Origin of the sequence: Streptomyces sp. NPDC052496 (assembly GCF_040679095.1) — a bacterium.
In the GTDB taxonomy this organism is placed as follows: domain Bacteria; phylum Actinomycetota; class Actinomycetes; order Streptomycetales; family Streptomycetaceae; genus Streptomyces.
This window is the reverse complement of the sequence record NZ_JBFAUH010000024.1, coordinates 63,096-77,823: the sequence shown is the minus strand read 5'-3', so window position 1 is coordinate 77,823 and position 14,728 is coordinate 63,096. Positions and strand designations below refer to the sequence as shown.

General features: G+C 73.9%; 17 protein-coding genes. 11 read left to right on the top strand and 6 right to left on the bottom strand.

Features of this window, described 5'->3' with window-relative positions:
• Positions 1–19: 19 nt before the first annotated feature.
• The gene (locus AB0L45_RS28825; protein ID WP_365845136.1) at positions 20–712 is read right to left on the bottom strand and encodes a TetR/AcrR family transcriptional regulator; all 693 of its coding nucleotides are present in this window, start codon (positions 710–712) and stop codon (positions 20–22) included.
• Positions 713–922: 210 nt separating this feature from the next.
• Between AB0L45_RS28825 and AB0L45_RS28820 the strand changes: the two genes are divergently transcribed.
• Positions 923–2,734 carry a CocE/NonD family hydrolase gene (locus AB0L45_RS28820; RefSeq protein ID WP_365845134.1) on the top strand — a complete coding sequence of 604 codons (1,812 nt, stop codon included), beginning with the start codon at positions 923–925 and terminating at the stop codon, positions 2,732–2,734.
• Here the strand turns inward: AB0L45_RS28820 and AB0L45_RS28815 are convergent.
• Positions 2,692–3,078, bottom strand: a complete 387-nt coding sequence (locus AB0L45_RS28815; protein WP_365844956.1) for a nuclear transport factor 2 family protein — start codon at positions 3,076–3,078, stop codon at positions 2,692–2,694. The genes AB0L45_RS28820 and AB0L45_RS28815 overlap by 43 nt on opposite strands.
• Before the next feature lie 162 nt (positions 3,079–3,240).
• Here AB0L45_RS28815 and AB0L45_RS28810 point away from each other — a divergent pair, with 162 nt between their 5' ends.
• From AB0L45_RS28810 to AB0L45_RS28780, 7 genes are all read left to right on the top strand, one after another.
• Positions 3,241–3,600 carry a metalloregulator ArsR/SmtB family transcription factor gene (locus AB0L45_RS28810; RefSeq protein WP_365844954.1) on the top strand — a complete coding sequence of 120 codons (360 nt, stop codon included), beginning with the start codon at positions 3,241–3,243 and terminating at the stop codon, positions 3,598–3,600.
• Between the two features lie 219 nt (positions 3,601–3,819).
• Positions 3,820–4,020, top strand: a complete 201-nt coding sequence (locus AB0L45_RS28805) for a hypothetical protein (RefSeq protein WP_365844952.1) — start codon at positions 3,820–3,822, stop codon at positions 4,018–4,020.
• Positions 4,017–4,508 carry a monovalent cation/H+ antiporter complex subunit F gene (locus AB0L45_RS28800; RefSeq protein WP_365844950.1) on the top strand — a complete coding sequence of 164 codons (492 nt, stop codon included), beginning with the start codon at positions 4,017–4,019 and terminating at the stop codon, positions 4,506–4,508. The genes AB0L45_RS28805 and AB0L45_RS28800 overlap by 4 nt, the downstream gene beginning before the upstream one ends.
• A complete protein-coding gene (locus tag AB0L45_RS28795; RefSeq protein WP_365845132.1) occupies positions 4,501–4,938 on the top strand; it encodes a DUF4040 domain-containing protein in 438 nt (145 codons plus the stop codon). Before AB0L45_RS28800 ends, AB0L45_RS28795 begins: the two co-directional genes overlap by 8 nt.
• A complete protein-coding gene (locus AB0L45_RS28790; RefSeq protein ID WP_365844948.1) occupies positions 4,935–5,711 on the top strand; it encodes an MnhB domain-containing protein in 777 nt (258 codons plus the stop codon). The genes AB0L45_RS28795 and AB0L45_RS28790 overlap by 4 nt, the downstream gene beginning before the upstream one ends.
• Positions 5,708–6,055, top strand: a complete 348-nt coding sequence (locus AB0L45_RS28785; protein WP_150241198.1) for a sodium:proton antiporter — start codon at positions 5,708–5,710, stop codon at positions 6,053–6,055. Before AB0L45_RS28790 ends, AB0L45_RS28785 begins: the two co-directional genes overlap by 4 nt.
• Before the next feature lie 143 nt (positions 6,056–6,198).
• Complete coding sequence (locus AB0L45_RS28780; RefSeq protein ID WP_365845129.1) at positions 6,199–7,986, top strand: complex I subunit 5 family protein; 1,788 nt, start codon at positions 6,199–6,201, stop codon at positions 7,984–7,986.
• A gap of 47 nt (positions 7,987–8,033) precedes the next feature.
• On the opposite strand, the gene AB0L45_RS28775 is transcribed toward AB0L45_RS28780, so the two are convergent.
• From AB0L45_RS28775 to AB0L45_RS28760, 4 genes are all read right to left on the bottom strand, one after another.
• Positions 8,034–8,450 carry a PTS fructose transporter subunit IIA gene (locus AB0L45_RS28775; RefSeq protein ID WP_365844945.1) on the bottom strand — a complete coding sequence of 139 codons (417 nt, stop codon included), beginning with the start codon at positions 8,448–8,450 and terminating at the stop codon, positions 8,034–8,036.
• Positions 8,447–9,028, bottom strand: a complete 582-nt coding sequence (gene dhaL, locus AB0L45_RS28770) for a dihydroxyacetone kinase subunit DhaL (RefSeq protein WP_365845127.1) — start codon at positions 9,026–9,028, stop codon at positions 8,447–8,449. Before dhaL ends, AB0L45_RS28775 begins: the two co-directional genes overlap by 4 nt.
• Positions 9,029–9,158: 130 nt before the next feature.
• A complete protein-coding gene (dhaK, locus tag AB0L45_RS28765; RefSeq protein ID WP_365844943.1) occupies positions 9,159–10,151 on the bottom strand; it encodes a dihydroxyacetone kinase subunit DhaK in 993 nt (330 codons plus the stop codon).
• A gap of 191 nt (positions 10,152–10,342) precedes the next feature.
• Complete coding sequence (locus tag AB0L45_RS28760; protein WP_365844941.1) at positions 10,343–10,921, bottom strand: TetR/AcrR family transcriptional regulator; 579 nt, start codon at positions 10,919–10,921, stop codon at positions 10,343–10,345.
• Between the two features lie 126 nt (positions 10,922–11,047).
• Between AB0L45_RS28760 and AB0L45_RS28755 the strand changes: the two genes are divergently transcribed.
• From AB0L45_RS28755 to AB0L45_RS28745, 3 genes are all read left to right on the top strand, one after another.
• Complete coding sequence (locus tag AB0L45_RS28755; protein ID WP_365844939.1) at positions 11,048–12,502, top strand: MFS transporter; 1,455 nt, start codon at positions 11,048–11,050, stop codon at positions 12,500–12,502.
• A 559-nt stretch (positions 12,503–13,061) separates the two neighbouring features.
• A complete protein-coding gene (locus AB0L45_RS28750; RefSeq protein WP_365844937.1) occupies positions 13,062–13,835 on the top strand; it encodes an IclR family transcriptional regulator in 774 nt (257 codons plus the stop codon).
• Entirely contained in the window at positions 13,832–14,689 is an 858-nt protein-coding gene (locus tag AB0L45_RS28745; RefSeq protein WP_365844935.1) for an SMP-30/gluconolactonase/LRE family protein, read from the top strand. The genes AB0L45_RS28750 and AB0L45_RS28745 overlap by 4 nt, the downstream gene beginning before the upstream one ends.
• Positions 14,690–14,728 lie beyond the last annotated feature (39 nt).

Genomic DNA, 14,728 nt, shown 5'->3' with positions numbered 1-14,728 from the left:
GTCCGGCCGCCGGGCGTGGTCACCCGCCCGCCGTCAGCCCGTCGATCATGCGGGTGAGGAGCCGGTCGAAGGTCGCGTCGGGGGAGGGGGTGCCGCCGGGCGCCGTCAGGGCCTCGGCGGCCTTCGGGTACGCGCCCGTGACGGCGGGGGAGCGCAGGTGACGGGCCTGCGCCTGGTGGACGGCGCGGCTGTCGGACCCGGGCGCGCCCTCCTGGGCGAGTTCGTGGGTGACGTGGCTCGCCACGAAGCCGGAGAGCAGGCTGAAGACCTCCAGGCCCGCCTGGCCGTCCAGCCCGGCGTGCTCCAGGACGGTGAGCGCGTACTCCAGGGCGGCGAGGGTGTGCGGGCCGAACGTCTGCCGTGCGGGCAGCGCCGCGGGCAGCCACGGGTGGCGCCGCATCAGGGCGCGCTGTTCGCGGAAGAGGTGGCGCAGGTCCGCGCGCCAGTCGCCGGACGGCGCGGACGGCAGCCGGTGGCCGCCGCTGACCTCGTCGATCATCAGCTCCAGCAGGGTCTCCTTGTCGGGGACATAGCTGTAGAGCGACATCGTGCCGGCCCCGATACGGGCCGCGACCGCGCGCATCGTCACGGCACCGAGCCCTTCGGTGTCGGCGAGGGCGACCGCCGCGGCGGTGATCTCGGCCCGGGTGTGTGCCGGGGGACGCCCGCGCCGGGGGCGTTCGGCCGGTGTCCAGAGCGCCTCCGGATCCACGCCGGCGGTACGCCCGGATGTGCCTGTTCGGGTCACGGCAACCTCTCTCTGCTGTCCGCCGCCATCCAACCATCCGCTATTCTCGTACGTCGTACGGAAAATAGAGCGGTCCGCACCAGGAATCGAGGCACCGTGACGACGACGGCGTACCACCCCACCGCGCAGAAACCGCCCCTCCTGGCCCGGGCGGTGCGGCGCACCCTGCGGGACATGCCCGTCCGGCGCCACGACGTCGCGTACGAACCCGGGCTCGTGGTGCCCGCCGCCGACGGCAGCCCGCTGCTGACCGACCGCTACTTCCCGCGCGCCGACGGCGACTTCCCCACCCTCCTGGTCCGCTCGCCGTACGGCCGCGGCATCCCGTGGGCGCCGATGTTCGGCATCCTCTTCGCCGAACAGGGCTTCCACGTCGTCCTGCAGAGCAGCCGCGGCACCGGCGGGTCCGGCGGCGAGTACGCCCTGTGGCAGCACGAGGCCGCCGACGGCCGGGCGGCCGTCGCGTGGCTGCGCCGGCAGCCCTGGTTCACCGGCGCCCTCGGCACGCTGGGGCCCAGCGCCCTCGGATACACGCAGTGGGCCCTCGCCACCGACCCGCCGCCGGAACTGCGCGCCATGGTGATCCAGGTCGGCCTGCACGACCCGCACGGCTTCTTCCACCCTTCCGGGCACGGGGGCGCGGGCCCGTTCGCCCTGGAGAGTGCCCTGGTCTCCACCGTCGGCCGGCTGTACTACGACAAGGGCACCCTGGCCATGGTGCGGGCCGCGCTGCGCCTGCAACGCCACCTGCGGAAGATCACCATGACGCTGCCGCTCGGCGAGACGTACGTGCCCGGGCTCGGCGGCCGGGTGCCGTTCCTGGACGAGGCGATGGCCCGGCCCGACCCGGACGACGCCCACTGGCGAGGCGCGGACGCCGGTGCCGCGGGCGCGCGGGCGGGCGTACCGACCAGCCTGATCACCGGCTGGCACGACGTGTTCCTGGACCAGACGCTCCAGCAGTACGACCGGCTGCGCCGCGCCGGCTGCGACACCGCCCTCCTCATCGGCCCCTGGACGCACAACTCCGCGATGCAGCGGGGCTGGCCGGAGGTCTTCGCCGAAACCCTCGGCTGGCTGCGGGCGCACCTGTGCGACGACCCGTCCGGATCGCGCGGTGCGGGGGCGGACGGTGCGGGCGCGGACGGTGCGGCAGCCGGCGGTACCAGGGCGGGCGGTACCAGTGCGGGCAGTACGCGGGTGCGCGTCCACGTCGGGGGCCGCCAGGAGTGGCGCGACCTGCCCGACTGGCCCCCAGCGGCGGCCGGGCACCGCTGGTACCTCGACGCCGGCGGCGCGCTGAGCCGCAGGCCGCCCCAGGCCGGGCCGCCGCTGTCCTTCCGCTACGACCCGGCCGACCCCACGCCCTCGGTGGGCGGACCGCTGCTCAGCCGGACGGCCGGCCCCCGGGACAACACCGCCCTGGAGGCCCGCGACGACGTACTGACCTTCACCACCCCGCCGCTCACCGGACCGGTGGAGGTCATCGGCGCGCCCGTCGTGGCACTGCGGGTCGCCACCGACACCGGGTACGGCGACGTCTTCGCCCGGCTCTGCGACGTCGACGCGCGGGGGCGGTCGGTCAATGTCTGCGACGGGATCCGGCGGCTGGACCCCGCTCCGGGGGGTGGTCCGGAGGGCGGCTCGGGTTCGGGCACCGGTTCGGGTTCGGGCACGGGCTCGGACGCTGCCTCCGGCCCGGACGCCGCCTCCGGCCCGGCGGAGGTGACGGTGGCGCTGAGCCCCACCGCCCACTCCTTCGCCGCCGGGCACCGCATCCGCCTCCAGGTCAGCGGCGGCGCCCACCCGCGCTTCGCCCGCAACACGGGGACCGGCGAGCCCTTGGCGACGGCCACCCGGCTGGTGCCCGCCGAGATCTCGCTGCATCACCCGTCGGCACTGGTCCTGCCGCAGACCGGGCCGGGGGTGGAGCGGACGGAGTCTCAGACGAAGAAGGCGTTCATGCCGTCCACGTCGGACAGGTAGGTCTCGATGGCCGCGATCTTGCCGTCGCGCACGGTGCAGACCGTGGACAGGTGTTCGTCCAGGACCAGATCGCCGCGCTGGGCGGTGTTGTGCAGGGACAGCGCCATGTTGCGGGGGCTGACGAGGATGTGCAGCAGCGCGAAGTTCAGGCCGTACCCGGCGATCTTGCGGGCACGTTCGACGACGGCGTCCGCGCCGTGCGCCGCACCGGAGACCGTGTTGTCGCCGGGCAGTTCCCAGACCGCGTCCTCGTGCAGCAGGGCGCGGATCGCGTCCCAGTCGCCGGTGGCGAGTGCGGCGTGGAACTGCTTGCCGAGGGTGTAGTTCTCCTCGTAGACGGTCATGAGGACTCCTTCACGCGTCAGGGGCACGGCAGGCCGGTCGGACGAACCTGCCGTTCCGTCAGTTCGTATGTTCTAGAACAGTAGCAATGTTGTGGGCGGGCCGGGGAGAGGGGGTGGGCGGGGACGCGTCCGCGTGTCGGTCCGTCCGCGTACGCTCGGGGTATGGCCGTACTGAGTCACCCCGACCGCGCCGAACTACGCATCGCGGATGTCCTGGAGGCGTTCGCGCACCCGATCCGGCTGCGCATCGTGCACCGGCTCGCCCATGGAGCCGAGCGCTCCTGCGGCGAGCTGCTGCCCGAAGTGTCCAAGTCCACCGCCAGCCACCACTGGCGCGTACTGCGCGAGAGCGGCGTGCTCCACCAGCGCCGGGAGGGCCGCCGTCTGGTGATGCACCTGCGGCGCGAGGACCTGGAGGCGCGCTTCCCGGGGCTGCTGGACGTGGTGCTGGCCGCGGCGGGGGGTGATCCTGAGGTGACGGAGGCGGAAGGGGCTGAGGCGGCCGGTGCGCTGTACTCCTGACCCGACGGAAGATCCGACGGAAGATCCGGTGGAAGGCTCGGCAGGAGACCCGGCAGGAGGCCCGGCAGGAGGCCCGGCAGGAGGCCCGGCAGGAGGCCCGGCAGGGGTTTCGTGCGGCCGGTGCACCGTCCGGATGGTCCGTTCAGCGCGGTTTGTCCGTCGGGGGTGTGCTGCATGAGAGCCTGACGGCCGGGTACGGGCGAGGCCGGAGGTGAGCGCATGTCCGCTGCCGGAAGGTGGTCCGGAGCGTCGGCGGCCGTCGAACTGGCCGTCTGGTGGACCGTACTGGCCGCCCTGTGGCTGGTGTTCATCAGCAGCCCGGACCTGCTGGAGTGCCTGGTCGGCGCGGCGGCCGCGCTGCTCGGGGCGTGCGCCGCCCGCGCGGCCCGCAGGGCCGCCGTCACCGGTGCCGACCGGTGAACGGCTGGCTGCTCGCCGCCGGGCTGCTGCTCCTCGTCGGCTTCGCCCCCACCGTGTGGGGCGCGGCGAGCGGACCCGTACGGCGCCGGATCATGGCGCAGAACCTCGCGACGCTCGTCGCCTGCCTGACCCTGCTGCTGCTCGCCCAGGGCTACGCCCGGCCCTCGTACGTCGACCTGGGCCTGGTCCTCGCGGTCCTCGGCCCCGCCGGAACGCTCGTCTACGCCCGGCTGCTCGCCGACGAACTGGCCGAACGGCCGGCGCGCGACCGGATCGCCCGCGCCCTCGACCGCGCCATGACGCCGATCGCCGCGCTCGTTGTACCGCTGGTGGTACTGCCGCTGTGCGTCGCCGCGGGGCCTGGCAGGGCGATGGTCAAACTCCTGGTCATCGGTGTGCTGTTGATCGGCGGCACCATCGTGTCCGGGCGGGTGCTGTCCGGGCGGCTCGCCGGGGCCGGGGAGACGGCCGGTGCCGCCGATGCATGACGCGCTGATCGTGCTGGCCCTGGCGCTGGTCGCAGCGGCGTCGACCGCCGCCGTACTGGCCCGCGACCCGGTCCGGCAGTCGACCGTACTGGCTCTCCTCGGCCTCAGCCTCGCCCTCCTCTTCGCCGTCCTCCAGGCACCGGACGTCGCCCTCTCCCAGCTCGCGGTCGGCTCCGCCCTCACCCCGCTGATGCTGCTGCTCGCCGTACGGAAGGTACGGCGCAGGGGCCAGGAGGGCGGCAGCGACCACGGGACCGGAAGCGCAGGCGACATCGGCGGCCCGGAAGACACCGGCACCGCGGGCCCGGCGGGCACCGACCGTACAGGCCCGACGTACACCGACCGTGCAGACCCGACGCACACCAGCCCCACAGACCGGAAGAACCGCCCGGACGCCCCCGGGCCCGCGGACGAGGAGGGGCGGCGGTGAGCAGACGTGTGCGGATGTGGGTGCTGGTCCTCGGCGGTCTGGGCCTGGCCGTCCTGTTGTCCGCGGCGAGCCTGGGCCTGCCGGACTTCGGCGGGGACCGGCATCCGTACGGTGCGCGGGCCGTCGAGGCCGCCCTCGCCCGGCACACCTCCAACGTCGTCGCGGCGGTCAACTTCGACCAGCGGGCGTTCGACACGCTGGGCGAGGAATCGATCCTCTTCTGCGCGGCGCTCGGCACCGTCGTCCTGCTCCGCCAGACCCGCGACGAGCACCGGGTACGTCCCCGGCCGGCGCGCGTCACCCCGCCCGTACGCCGGTACGCGCTCGTCGCGCTCCCCGTCACCCTGCTCATCGGCCTGTACGTCATCGCACACGGCCAGCTCAGCCCCGGCGGCGGCTTCCAGGGCGGCGTGGTCGTCGCGACCGCCCTGCACCTGCTCTACATCGCCGTGGACTACCGCGCGCTGGAGCGGATCAGACCGGTCGGCCTGTACGCGACGGCGGACGCGGCGGGGGAGGCGGCCTACCTGCTGCTGGGCGCCGCCGGCCTGGTCGCCGGCACCGCCTACCTGACCAACTTCCTGCCGTACGGCACCTTCAACACCCTCGCCTCCGGCGGCACCGTCCCGCTGCTCAACGCCGCCATCGGGGTGGAGGTCGCCAGCGGCGTCGTGGTGCTGCTGGCCTCCTTCCTCGACCAGGCGGTGGAGATCGTCGACGCGGACGAGCAGGCCGCACGCCCCCCGAACCCGTCCGAGAAAGGGCCGACATGAGTGTGCTGCCGTATCTCGTCGCCGGCTGGATCTTCCTGATCGGCTGTTACGGGCTGGCCACCAGCCGCAACCTCATCCACGCCGTCGGCTGTCTCGCCGTCTGCCAGGCCTCCACCTACGTCCTGCTGCTCGCCGTCGGCTACCGGGACGGCGGCACCGCGCCGGTCTTCTCCGACCTGGAGCCCGGCACGCGCCCGGTCGTCGACCCCGTCGTCCAGGCCCTGACCCTCACCGACGTGGTGGTGGGCGCCACGGTCACCGCGCTGCTGCTGGCCCTGGTCGTCCAGGTGGGCAAGCGGCACGGCACCGTCGACCCGGACGAACTCTCGGAGCTGCGCGGGTGACCTCGACCGGCACGCTCCTCCCCGCCGCGGCCACCGGCCTCACCCACACCGCGGCCACCGCCCTCACCCCCGCCGCCACCCTCCCGCTGATCGTGGCCACCCCGCTGCTGGGCGCCGCGTTCCTGGTCGCGGCCGGCCGCCGGATGCCCCGCCGGGCCGCCGAGACCGCGGGCACCGTCTTCGCCGCGGGCACGGCCGTCCTCGCCCTCTCCGCCCTGCTGCGCGGCACGCCCGCCGGCCGGCCCGGGGGACGCGCCGTCGAATGGCTCGGCGGCTGGCGCCCGCACGGTGGCGCGGGCGTCGGCATCGTCCTGGTCGGCGACCGGGCCGGCGTCGGGCTGGCCGCCGTCACCTCGCTGCTGGTCGTCGCCGTCCTCGCGTACTCCTGGCGGTACTTCGACGAGCCGCCGCACCGCCAGGCAGGCACCTTCCCCGCGCTCGTGCTGATCTTCCAGGCGGGCATGTGCGGCTTCGCGCTCACCGGCGACCTCTTCAACGCGTTCGTCTCCTTCGAGCTGATGGGCGTCGTCGCGTACGCGCTCACCGGATACCGCGTCGAGGAGAAACGCGCCGTCCAGGGCGCCCTCACCTTCGGCGTCGTCAACTCCCTCGGCGGCTACGCGACACTGCTCGGCGTCGGCCTGCTGTACGGCCGCACCGGCGAACTCGGCTTCGCCCAGATCGGCGCCCGGCTGGCCGACCACCCGGGCGGGTCCTCCGGCGGCGCCCCCGACGGCCCCGACCTCCTCGTCCTGACCGCCTTCGTCCTCGTCCTGACCGGCCTGCTCGTCAAGGCCGCCGCGGTCCCCTTCCACTTCTGGCTCCCGGACGCGCACGCGGTGGCACCCACCCCCGTGTGCATGCTGCTGTCCGGTGTCATGGTCGAACTGGGCGTCTACGGCACGGCACGCGTCTACTGGACGGTCTTCGCGGGCCCCGGCGGCATCCCCACCGCCGACGCGCACCGGATGCTGCTCACCCTCGGCACGCTCACCGCCGTCGTCGGCGCGGTCATGTGCTGGCAGCAGCGCCACCTCAAGCGGCTGCTGGCCTTCTCCACCGTCGCGCACACCGGCCTGTTCCTGATCGGACTCGCGGTCATGACGCCGGAAGGCATGAGCGGCACCGCCCTGTACGTCCTGGGGCACGCGGGCGTCAAGGCCGCACTGTTCGCCGCCATGGGCATCCTCCTCGACCGCTTCCGCAGCGTCGACGAACGCGAACTCCACGGCCGCGGCCGGGAACTGCCCCTGGTGGGAGTGGTCTGCGCGGCCGGCGGACTGGCCCTGGCCGGGCTGCCGCCCTTCGGCACGGGGCTGGGCAAGGCCGTCACCGAGGAGGCGGCCGGAGGCTGGCCCGCGGCCGTGTTCGTGCTGGTGTCGGCGGTCACCGGGGGAGCGGTGCTGCGCGCCGTCGCCCGGGTCTTCCTGGGGCTGGGCGTACGGCCCGACGCCGCCGACCGGGCGGAATCCCGCACGGACGAGACCAGTGGCAAGGACGAGGAGCCCGAGACCGCCGGTCCGCTCAGCCGCATCCCGGACACCATGCTGGCGGTCCCGGTCGCGCTGCTGACGGGCGCGCTGGCCGTGGGCCTGGTACCGGGACTGCACGCGGCGGTCGGCCGGGCCGCGGACGCCTTCCTCGACCGGGCGGGCTACGCGGCCGCCGTGCTGCACACGCTCCCCGCCGCGCCCGTACCGACGCCCGGCCCGCACTGGTCCGTGGCGGGCGTGGCGCTCGGCCTGCTGTCCGCCGCCCTGGCCTGCCTCCTCGCCTGGTGGGCCGTACGCCGCCCACAGGACCCGGACCGGCCGTCCCGCTGGGCCGCCCCCGTACGCCGGCTGCACTCCGGGCACATCGGTGACTACGTCGCCTTCGTGCTGGCGGGCACGGTCCTGGTGGCCGCGCTGCTCCTGCCGGCCCTCCACTGAAGCGAGGTCCCGACCGCAACGGCCGGGACCTCGGACCACCCGCCCCTTCAGTCCTTCCGGTACGCGTACGCCTCCCCGGCCGCCGCCGCCACCGCGTCCAGGCCGGCGCCCGTCGAAGCGGTGACCACGGCGGCCACCGCGCCCTCCACGAACGGCGCGTCCACCAGCCGCGTGCCGGCGGGCAGTTCGTCCCCCTCGGCCAGCAGCGCCTTGACGGTCAGTACGGCGCTCCCGAGGTCCACCAGGACCGCGACGCCCGCGCCCCGGTCCACCTTCCGCGCCGCTTCGGTGATCAGCTCCGCGCTGGTCCCGAGGCCGCCGTCCGGGGTGCCGCCCGCCGGCGCCACCGGCGCCTCGGCGTTGCCGCCCGCCAGGCCGACGGCCAGCCGCGCCACCGATTCGGCCACCGGCCCGCTGTGCGACACCAGCACGATGCCCACGTACGACGTCTCCGCGCCGCTCACTCGGCCACCTCCTCGCCCGCCGTGTCCGCCAGCGCCGCGAACAGCAGCGCGGAGGAGGCCGCCCCCGGGTCCTGGTGCCCGATGCTGCGCTCGCCGAGATAGCTCGCCCTGCCCTTGCGGGCCTGGAGCGGCACGGTCGCCTCCGCGCCCTGCCCGGCCGCCTCGGCAGCGGCGGTGAAGGACGTGGCCAGCGCCTCGACGCCGGGGTCCAGCGCGTCCAGCATCGTCGCGTCACCGGGCGCGGACCCGCCCAGCTGGGCCACCGCGTCCACCCCGGCACGCAGCGCCGTACGCAGCTCGCCGACGGTGACGCTGCCGGCCTCGCCGAGCGCCTTGCCCGTACGCCGCAGCAGTGTCCCGTACAGCGGCCCCGACGCTCCGCCCACCGTGGAGATCAACTGCCGCCCCGCGGTGGTCAGCACGGCACCGGGCGTCACCGGCGGCTCGGCTTCGAGGGTCTTGACGACGGCCGCGAAGCCGCGCTGGAGGTTGCTGCCGTGGTCGGCGTCGCCGATGGCGGAATCCAGGTCGGTGAGGCGGGACGCTTCCCGTTCGACGGAGGCGGCGACCGCCGCCATCCAGCGCAGGAAGAACCCGGCATCCAGTGCCGTTTCGGACACGAACTGCTCCTCTGGTCGTACGTGCGCCTACGGCGTCACCTGCACCGGCTCACCTGTGCGGGTGAACGCCGCCACCAGTGTGTACGCCTCAGCGCCCCCACCGCAGCCCCGGCGTCTGCACCGGCGCGTCCCACAGCCGCAGCAGCTCCTCGTCGGCCTGGCACAGCGTCACCGAGCAGCCGGCCATGTCGAGCGCGGTGACGTAATTGCCGACCAGCGTACGAGCGACCGGCACACCCCGCTCGGCGAGCACCCGGTGCACCTCGGCGGCGAACCCGTACAGCTCCAGCAGCGGCGTGCCGCCCATCCCGTTGACCAGTGCCAGCACCGGCTGCCGGGGGTTCAGGTCGGCCAGCACCGCGTCCACCGCGTAGTCCGCGATCTCCCGTGCCGTCATCATCGGCCGCCGCTCCCGCCCCGGCTCGCCGTGCATGCCCACACCCAACTCCAGCTCACCGGCGGGGAGCTCGAACATCGGCCCGCCCTTGGCGGGTGTCGCGCACGCGCTGAGCGCCACACCGAAACTGCGCGACGCCTCCACCACCCGCCGCGCCAGCCCCGCCACCCGGTCCAGCGGCGCGCCCTCCTCGGCCGCCGCCCCCGCGATCTTCTCCACGAACAGCGTGGCACCGGTGCCACGGCGCCCGGCCGTGTGCAGCGAATCCGTCACCGCCACATCGTCGTTCACGAGCACACTGGCGACCTGCACACCCTCGTCCTCCGCCAGTTCGGCCGCCATCCGGAAGTTCAGCACGTCACCGGTGTAGTTCTTCACGAGGAACAGCACACCCGCGCCACTGTCCACGGCCGCGGCGGCCCGCACCATCTGATCCGGCACCGGCGACGTGAAGATCTCCCCGGGGCAGGCGGCATCCAGCATCCCCGGCCCCACATACCCCCCGTGCAACGGCTCGTGCCCACTGCCCCCACCGGAAACCAGCGCCACCTTCCCGCCGACCGGCGCGTCCCGCCGCACCACCACCCGGTTCTCCACATCCACGACCAGCTCCGGATGGGCCACCGCCATACCACGCAACGCGTCGGCGACGACGGTCTCGGGGACGTTCATCAGCATCTTCATGTGGGGCTCCTCGGGCGGACGTGGAAGATCTGTCGCTGACCGGCCAGTTCGCGGACCTACCAGGAGGGCGGCAGGTCACTGAGCGTGACGGCCCCAGCATATGCAGAGCCCCTGGAGCGGCCGCAAGAGCTGATGGGTGCGGGTCGGCGTCCCACGGCCGGGGTGCGCTGGTAGTCCCGTCGCCGGCGGGGCTACCGCGGGGCGGGCACCGTCTCGGCGCGGATCACGTCGCGGGCGAAGTCCACCGCCTCCGCCGCGGCTCCGGTCTCCCCGAGGACCGCGCCGTTGGCGTACAGACCGTCGATGATCAGCATGATCCGGTCGCCCAGCCGGTCGGGATGCGGCGCCGAGGTGCGGCGGGCCAGGTCGCGCAGCTGCTCGCGGACGGCCTTGAAGTGTTCCAGTGAGACCCGGTGCGCCGGGTGGTCCGGGTCCGGGAACTCGGCGTGCGTGTTGCGCAGGGAGCACCCGCGCGTGCCGGGCGTCATCTTCTGCACCGCGCGGATCAGTTCGACCAGCTGTTCTTCGGGGGTGCTCGCCGCCGCGAGCGCGCCGGCCAGGGTCCGGTCCCAGTCCTCGGTGCAGCGCTGGAGGTAGGCCACGACCAGCGCGTCCTTGCCGGCGAACTCGCGGTACAGCAGCTGCTTGCCGCAGCCGAGTTCGTCGATGATCTGCCGCATGCCGACGGCGTGCACCCCATAGCGGTCGAACAGGTCGGCCGCCGCGTCCAGGATGCGGTCACGAGCGTCGGGCATGGGGGTGCGAGGCATGGAGCCAAGCTAACAGACCGATCGGTCCGAACCAACGGGCCGTGCGTTGACAGCGACTTGGGGCGCCGCCATGCTGTGCTCCAGCCGATAACGGACCGATCGGTCCGGCATCCTCCGGAGGTCTCGATGTCCGCTCCGCCCCCGCCGACCGCGGTGTTCACCACGCTCACTCCACGGGCCTACGGCATCCTGGCCGTGCTGTGCGGCGCCTTGTTCCTCGATGCCCTCGACGTCTCGATGAAGGGTGTCGCACTGCCGGCGATCGGCACCGCGTTCGGCATGCCGACCAGCGCCCTGCAGTGGGTGATCACCGGTTACGTGGTCGGGTTCGGAGGGTTCCTGCTGCTCGGCGGGCGGGCCGCCGACGTGCTCGGCCGCCGCAGGATGCTGCTCGCCTCGCTCGCGGTCTTCGTCGTGGCCTCCGCGGTCGGCGGAGCCGCGCCCGGTGGCCCGGTGCTCGTCGTCGCACGGTTCGTGGCCGGCGTCGCCGCCGCATTCAGCGCCCCCGCCGGCTTCTCCGTCATCACCACCAGCTTCGCCGAAGGACCGGCCCGCAACAAAGCACTGTCGATCTTCACGGCGACCGGTGCGACGGGCATGGCGCTCGGGCTCGTCATCGGCGGGCTGCTGACCGAACTCGACTGGCGCTGGGTGTTCTTCGCACCGGCCGTGGTCGGACTGGTGGCGTTCCTCGGGGGCGTACGGGTCATCCCGCGCTCGGCACCCGCGGGACGCGGCGCGAGGGACTTCGACATCGCCGGTGCGGCGACCGTCACCGCGACCATGCTTCTCCTGGTGTTCACCCTGGTCGAGGCACCGACCGCGGGCTGGGCATCGGCGCGCACGCTGGTCTCGCTGGTGGCCGTGGCGCTGCTGCTGGTGCTGTTCGCCGTGCTCCAGCGCCGGGCCACGACGCCACTGGTCCGGCTGGACATGCTGCGCTCTCCCGCTCTGGTGCGGGCGAACATCGGCGCGATGTCGCTGATCGGAGCCTGGATCGGCGTCCTCTTCGTCATGACGCTCTACCTCCAGGAGCTGCGCGGCTGGTCCGCGATGGAGACGGGGCTCGCCGTCAGCCCGGTCGGCCTCGTCGCGGCGGTCCTCTCGACGCGCATCGCCGCGCCGCTGGTGGGCAGGTTCGGAGCGGAACGGGTGATCCTCGCGGGCCTGGTCTCGGACGTCGTCGCGTACCTGCTGCTGCAGTTGCTCGCCGCCGACACCGGTTACGTCGCGTTGCTCCTGCCGTCCTTCCTGCTGATCGGCCTGGGCTTCTCGCTGGCCTACGGCCCGCTCACGATGGCGGCCGCCGACAGCGTCCCGGTCGCGGACCAGGGTGTGGCCGGCGGGCTGGTGAACACGTCCTTCCAGGTCGGCCCCGCCCTGGGCCTGAGCATCGTGACCGCGGTCAACGCCGCCAACACCGGCGAGGGTTCCGCCGCGGCCCTGCACGGCCTGCGCCTCGCGCTCGTGGTCCCGCTGATCTTCGCCGTGCTCGGTGTGCTCGTCATGCTCCCCGCACTCTGCCGGCGCCGGCCGCTGGTGGCCCCTTCTCCAGTGCCCCAGGAAGCCGCGCGCGGGTGACGCCCGGCACCGGGTGCGCGCGTGAACCGGCCGAAGTCACCTTGCGCATGGCGCAGGGGCTGGGGGCCGGCGAGCGGTCCTTCGGCTGGAGCAGGCGCCCGGCCCGGTCATCAGGAACGATGCTCCAGGGCGGAAAGCTGAACGACCTGCTCGGCGTCTCCGTCGCCGCCCGCCTCGCACGCCGGGGCGTCCGAGGACACCCGCCGGGCACTCGGGAAATCACCGAAAGTACCCGGTAGCCCTCAAGTAGCCCTCGGTAGCCCCCGGAAGTGCCCGGAGGGCCCCAGAAGATTCCGGGTGTTGTCCCGCCGGCCCAGTCAAGGCGCCAGCTGAGCGGCGAACGCTGTGATCAGGCCGACGGCCAGGAGCAGCGCGACGACACTGCCGAGCTGGACGGCCGTCTGATAGACCCTCACTACCGCGCCGCACAGCCCCGACGACCGCCCCGTTGCCGAAGACCGAGGTGCCCCCTAGGCTCTGTCCGTAATACCGGCAGGTGGTCGATATGTCGAACGCCCGGTGGGTCCGGGCGGTTCGGGCGGACGAAGGGCGGAAGCGCATGGGGCGGCTCGTGCCCGCGGTGACGCGGGCGCTGGACATACTGGAGCTCTTCCTGGACGGGGACGGCACGCTGTCGGCCCCCGACATCACCCGAAGGCTCGGCCTGCCGCGCACCAGTGTGCACGAGCTGGTCAGTACGCTCGTGGCGCGCAACTATCTCGCGTACGTGCCGGAGCAGCCGGGGCGCTTTCGGCTCGGGGTGCGGGCGTACCAGCTCGGCAGCCGGTACGCCGAACAGCTCGACCTGGCCGCCGAGGGGCAGCGGGTGGCGCGTGCGGTCGCCGAGACGTGCGGGGAGACCGTGCACGTCGCACTGCTCGAAGGGGCCGATGTCATCTACGTCGCCAAGGTGGACAGTACGCACGCCGTGCGGATGGTGTCCGCGGCGGGCCGCCGGCTGCCCGCGCACTGCACCGCCGTCGGCAAGATGCTGCTCGCCTCGCTGCCGGAGCAGGCGCTGGACGAACGCGTCCCGGCGGACGCGGAGCTGACGGCGATGACGGAGCACAGCGTCACCTCACCGGCGGAACTGCGCGACCAGCTCGCGCTGATCCGGGACCGCGGCGTCGCGGTGGAGCAGCGCGAGTCCAACCCGGACGTCAGCTGTGTGGCCGCGCCCGTACGCGACCGGTCGGGGCGGGTGGTGGCGGCGCTCAGTGTGTCGGTGCCGATGATCCGGTGGAGCGAGGAGCGGTGCGCCGAGCTGGCCGGGCTGGCCCGTAAGGGCGCCGGGGAGCTGTCCGCGCGGCTCGGTCACCGGGGACAGCCGTGAGCAGGGCCTGGGAGGTGGCGGTCGCCGCGCCGGCCCGGCTCGGCGAGGGGCCCACGTGGGACGCCCGGGCCGGCCGGCTGATCTGGGTGGACATCCTCTCCGCCCGCGTCCACACCTTCGACCCGGTCACCGGCCGCCGTACGGTCCTGGCCACCGAAGAGCACGTCGGCGCGGCCAAGCCCCGGGCCGGAGGCGGGCTGGTGGTCAACCTGCGCGACGGCGTCGGCGCGTACGACGCGGCGGGCGCCTTCACCTGGTTGTACCGCGATCCGGTGGCAGGGTGCCGGGGCAACGACGCCGCCGTGGCGCCCGACGGCTCCTTGTGGGCCGGCACCATGGCGTACGACGAGGCACCGGGCCGCGGCACGCTGACCCGGATCGCGCCGGACGGCCACGCCACCCGTGTCCTGTCGGACGTCACGGTGAGCAACGGCACCGGGTGGAGCCCGGACGGCCGCCTGATGTACTACATCGACACCCCGACCCGGCGCGTCGACGTCTTCGACGTCACGGACGACGGGCTGGTGACCGGCCGCCGCCCGTTCGTGGAGATCGAGGAGCCGGCGGACACGGCGGGCTACCCGGACGGGCTGACGGTGGACGCCGACGGCGGGGTGTGGGTGGCGATGTTCGAGGGCGCGCAGGTGCGGCACTACAGCGCCGGCGGGGCGCTGGAACGCGTCGTACCGATGCCGGTCGGCCGTCCCACGGCCTGCGCGTTCGGCGGCGCCGCGGGTACGGACCTGTACGTGACCACGGCGCGCGGCGGGCCGGGCAGCTCACCGCTCGGCGGCTCGCTGCTGGTGGTGCCGGACGCGGGGCGGGGATCGGCGCAGCCTGAGTTCGCCGGGTGAGACGGGTCAGGAAAGTCAGGGGCGTACGGGTGGGACGGC

Excerpts from the sequence above, each read along its gene's own strand:
- AB0L45_RS28820 (WP_365845134.1), top strand. The coding sequence starts at position 923 with ATGCCCGTCCGGCGCCACGACGTCGCGTACGAACCCGGGCTCGTGGTG.
- AB0L45_RS28815 (WP_365844956.1), bottom strand. The coding sequence starts at position 3,078 with ATGACCGTCTACGAGGAGAACTACACCCTCGGCAAGCAGTTCCACGCC.
- AB0L45_RS28810 (WP_365844954.1), top strand. The coding sequence starts at position 3,241 with ATGGCCGTACTGAGTCACCCCGACCGCGCCGAACTACGCATCGCGGAT.
- AB0L45_RS28805 (WP_365844952.1), top strand. The coding sequence starts at position 3,820 with ATGTCCGCTGCCGGAAGGTGGTCCGGAGCGTCGGCGGCCGTCGAACTG.
- AB0L45_RS28795 (WP_365845132.1), top strand. The coding sequence starts at position 4,501 with ATGCATGACGCGCTGATCGTGCTGGCCCTGGCGCTGGTCGCAGCGGCG.
- AB0L45_RS28785 (WP_150241198.1), top strand. The coding sequence starts at position 5,708 with ATGAGTGTGCTGCCGTATCTCGTCGCCGGCTGGATCTTCCTGATCGGC.
- AB0L45_RS28780 (WP_365845129.1), top strand. The coding sequence starts at position 6,199 with ATGCCCCGCCGGGCCGCCGAGACCGCGGGCACCGTCTTCGCCGCGGGC.
- dhaL (WP_365845127.1), bottom strand. The coding sequence starts at position 9,028 with ATGGCGGCGGTCGCCGCCTCCGTCGAACGGGAAGCGTCCCGCCTCACC.
- dhaK (WP_365844943.1), bottom strand. The coding sequence starts at position 10,151 with ATGAAGATGCTGATGAACGTCCCCGAGACCGTCGTCGCCGACGCGTTG.
- AB0L45_RS28760 (WP_365844941.1), bottom strand. The coding sequence starts at position 10,921 with ATGCCTCGCACCCCCATGCCCGACGCTCGTGACCGCATCCTGGACGCG.
- AB0L45_RS28755 (WP_365844939.1), top strand. The coding sequence starts at position 11,048 with ATGTCCGCTCCGCCCCCGCCGACCGCGGTGTTCACCACGCTCACTCCA.
- AB0L45_RS28750 (WP_365844937.1), top strand. The coding sequence starts at position 13,062 with ATGGGGCGGCTCGTGCCCGCGGTGACGCGGGCGCTGGACATACTGGAG.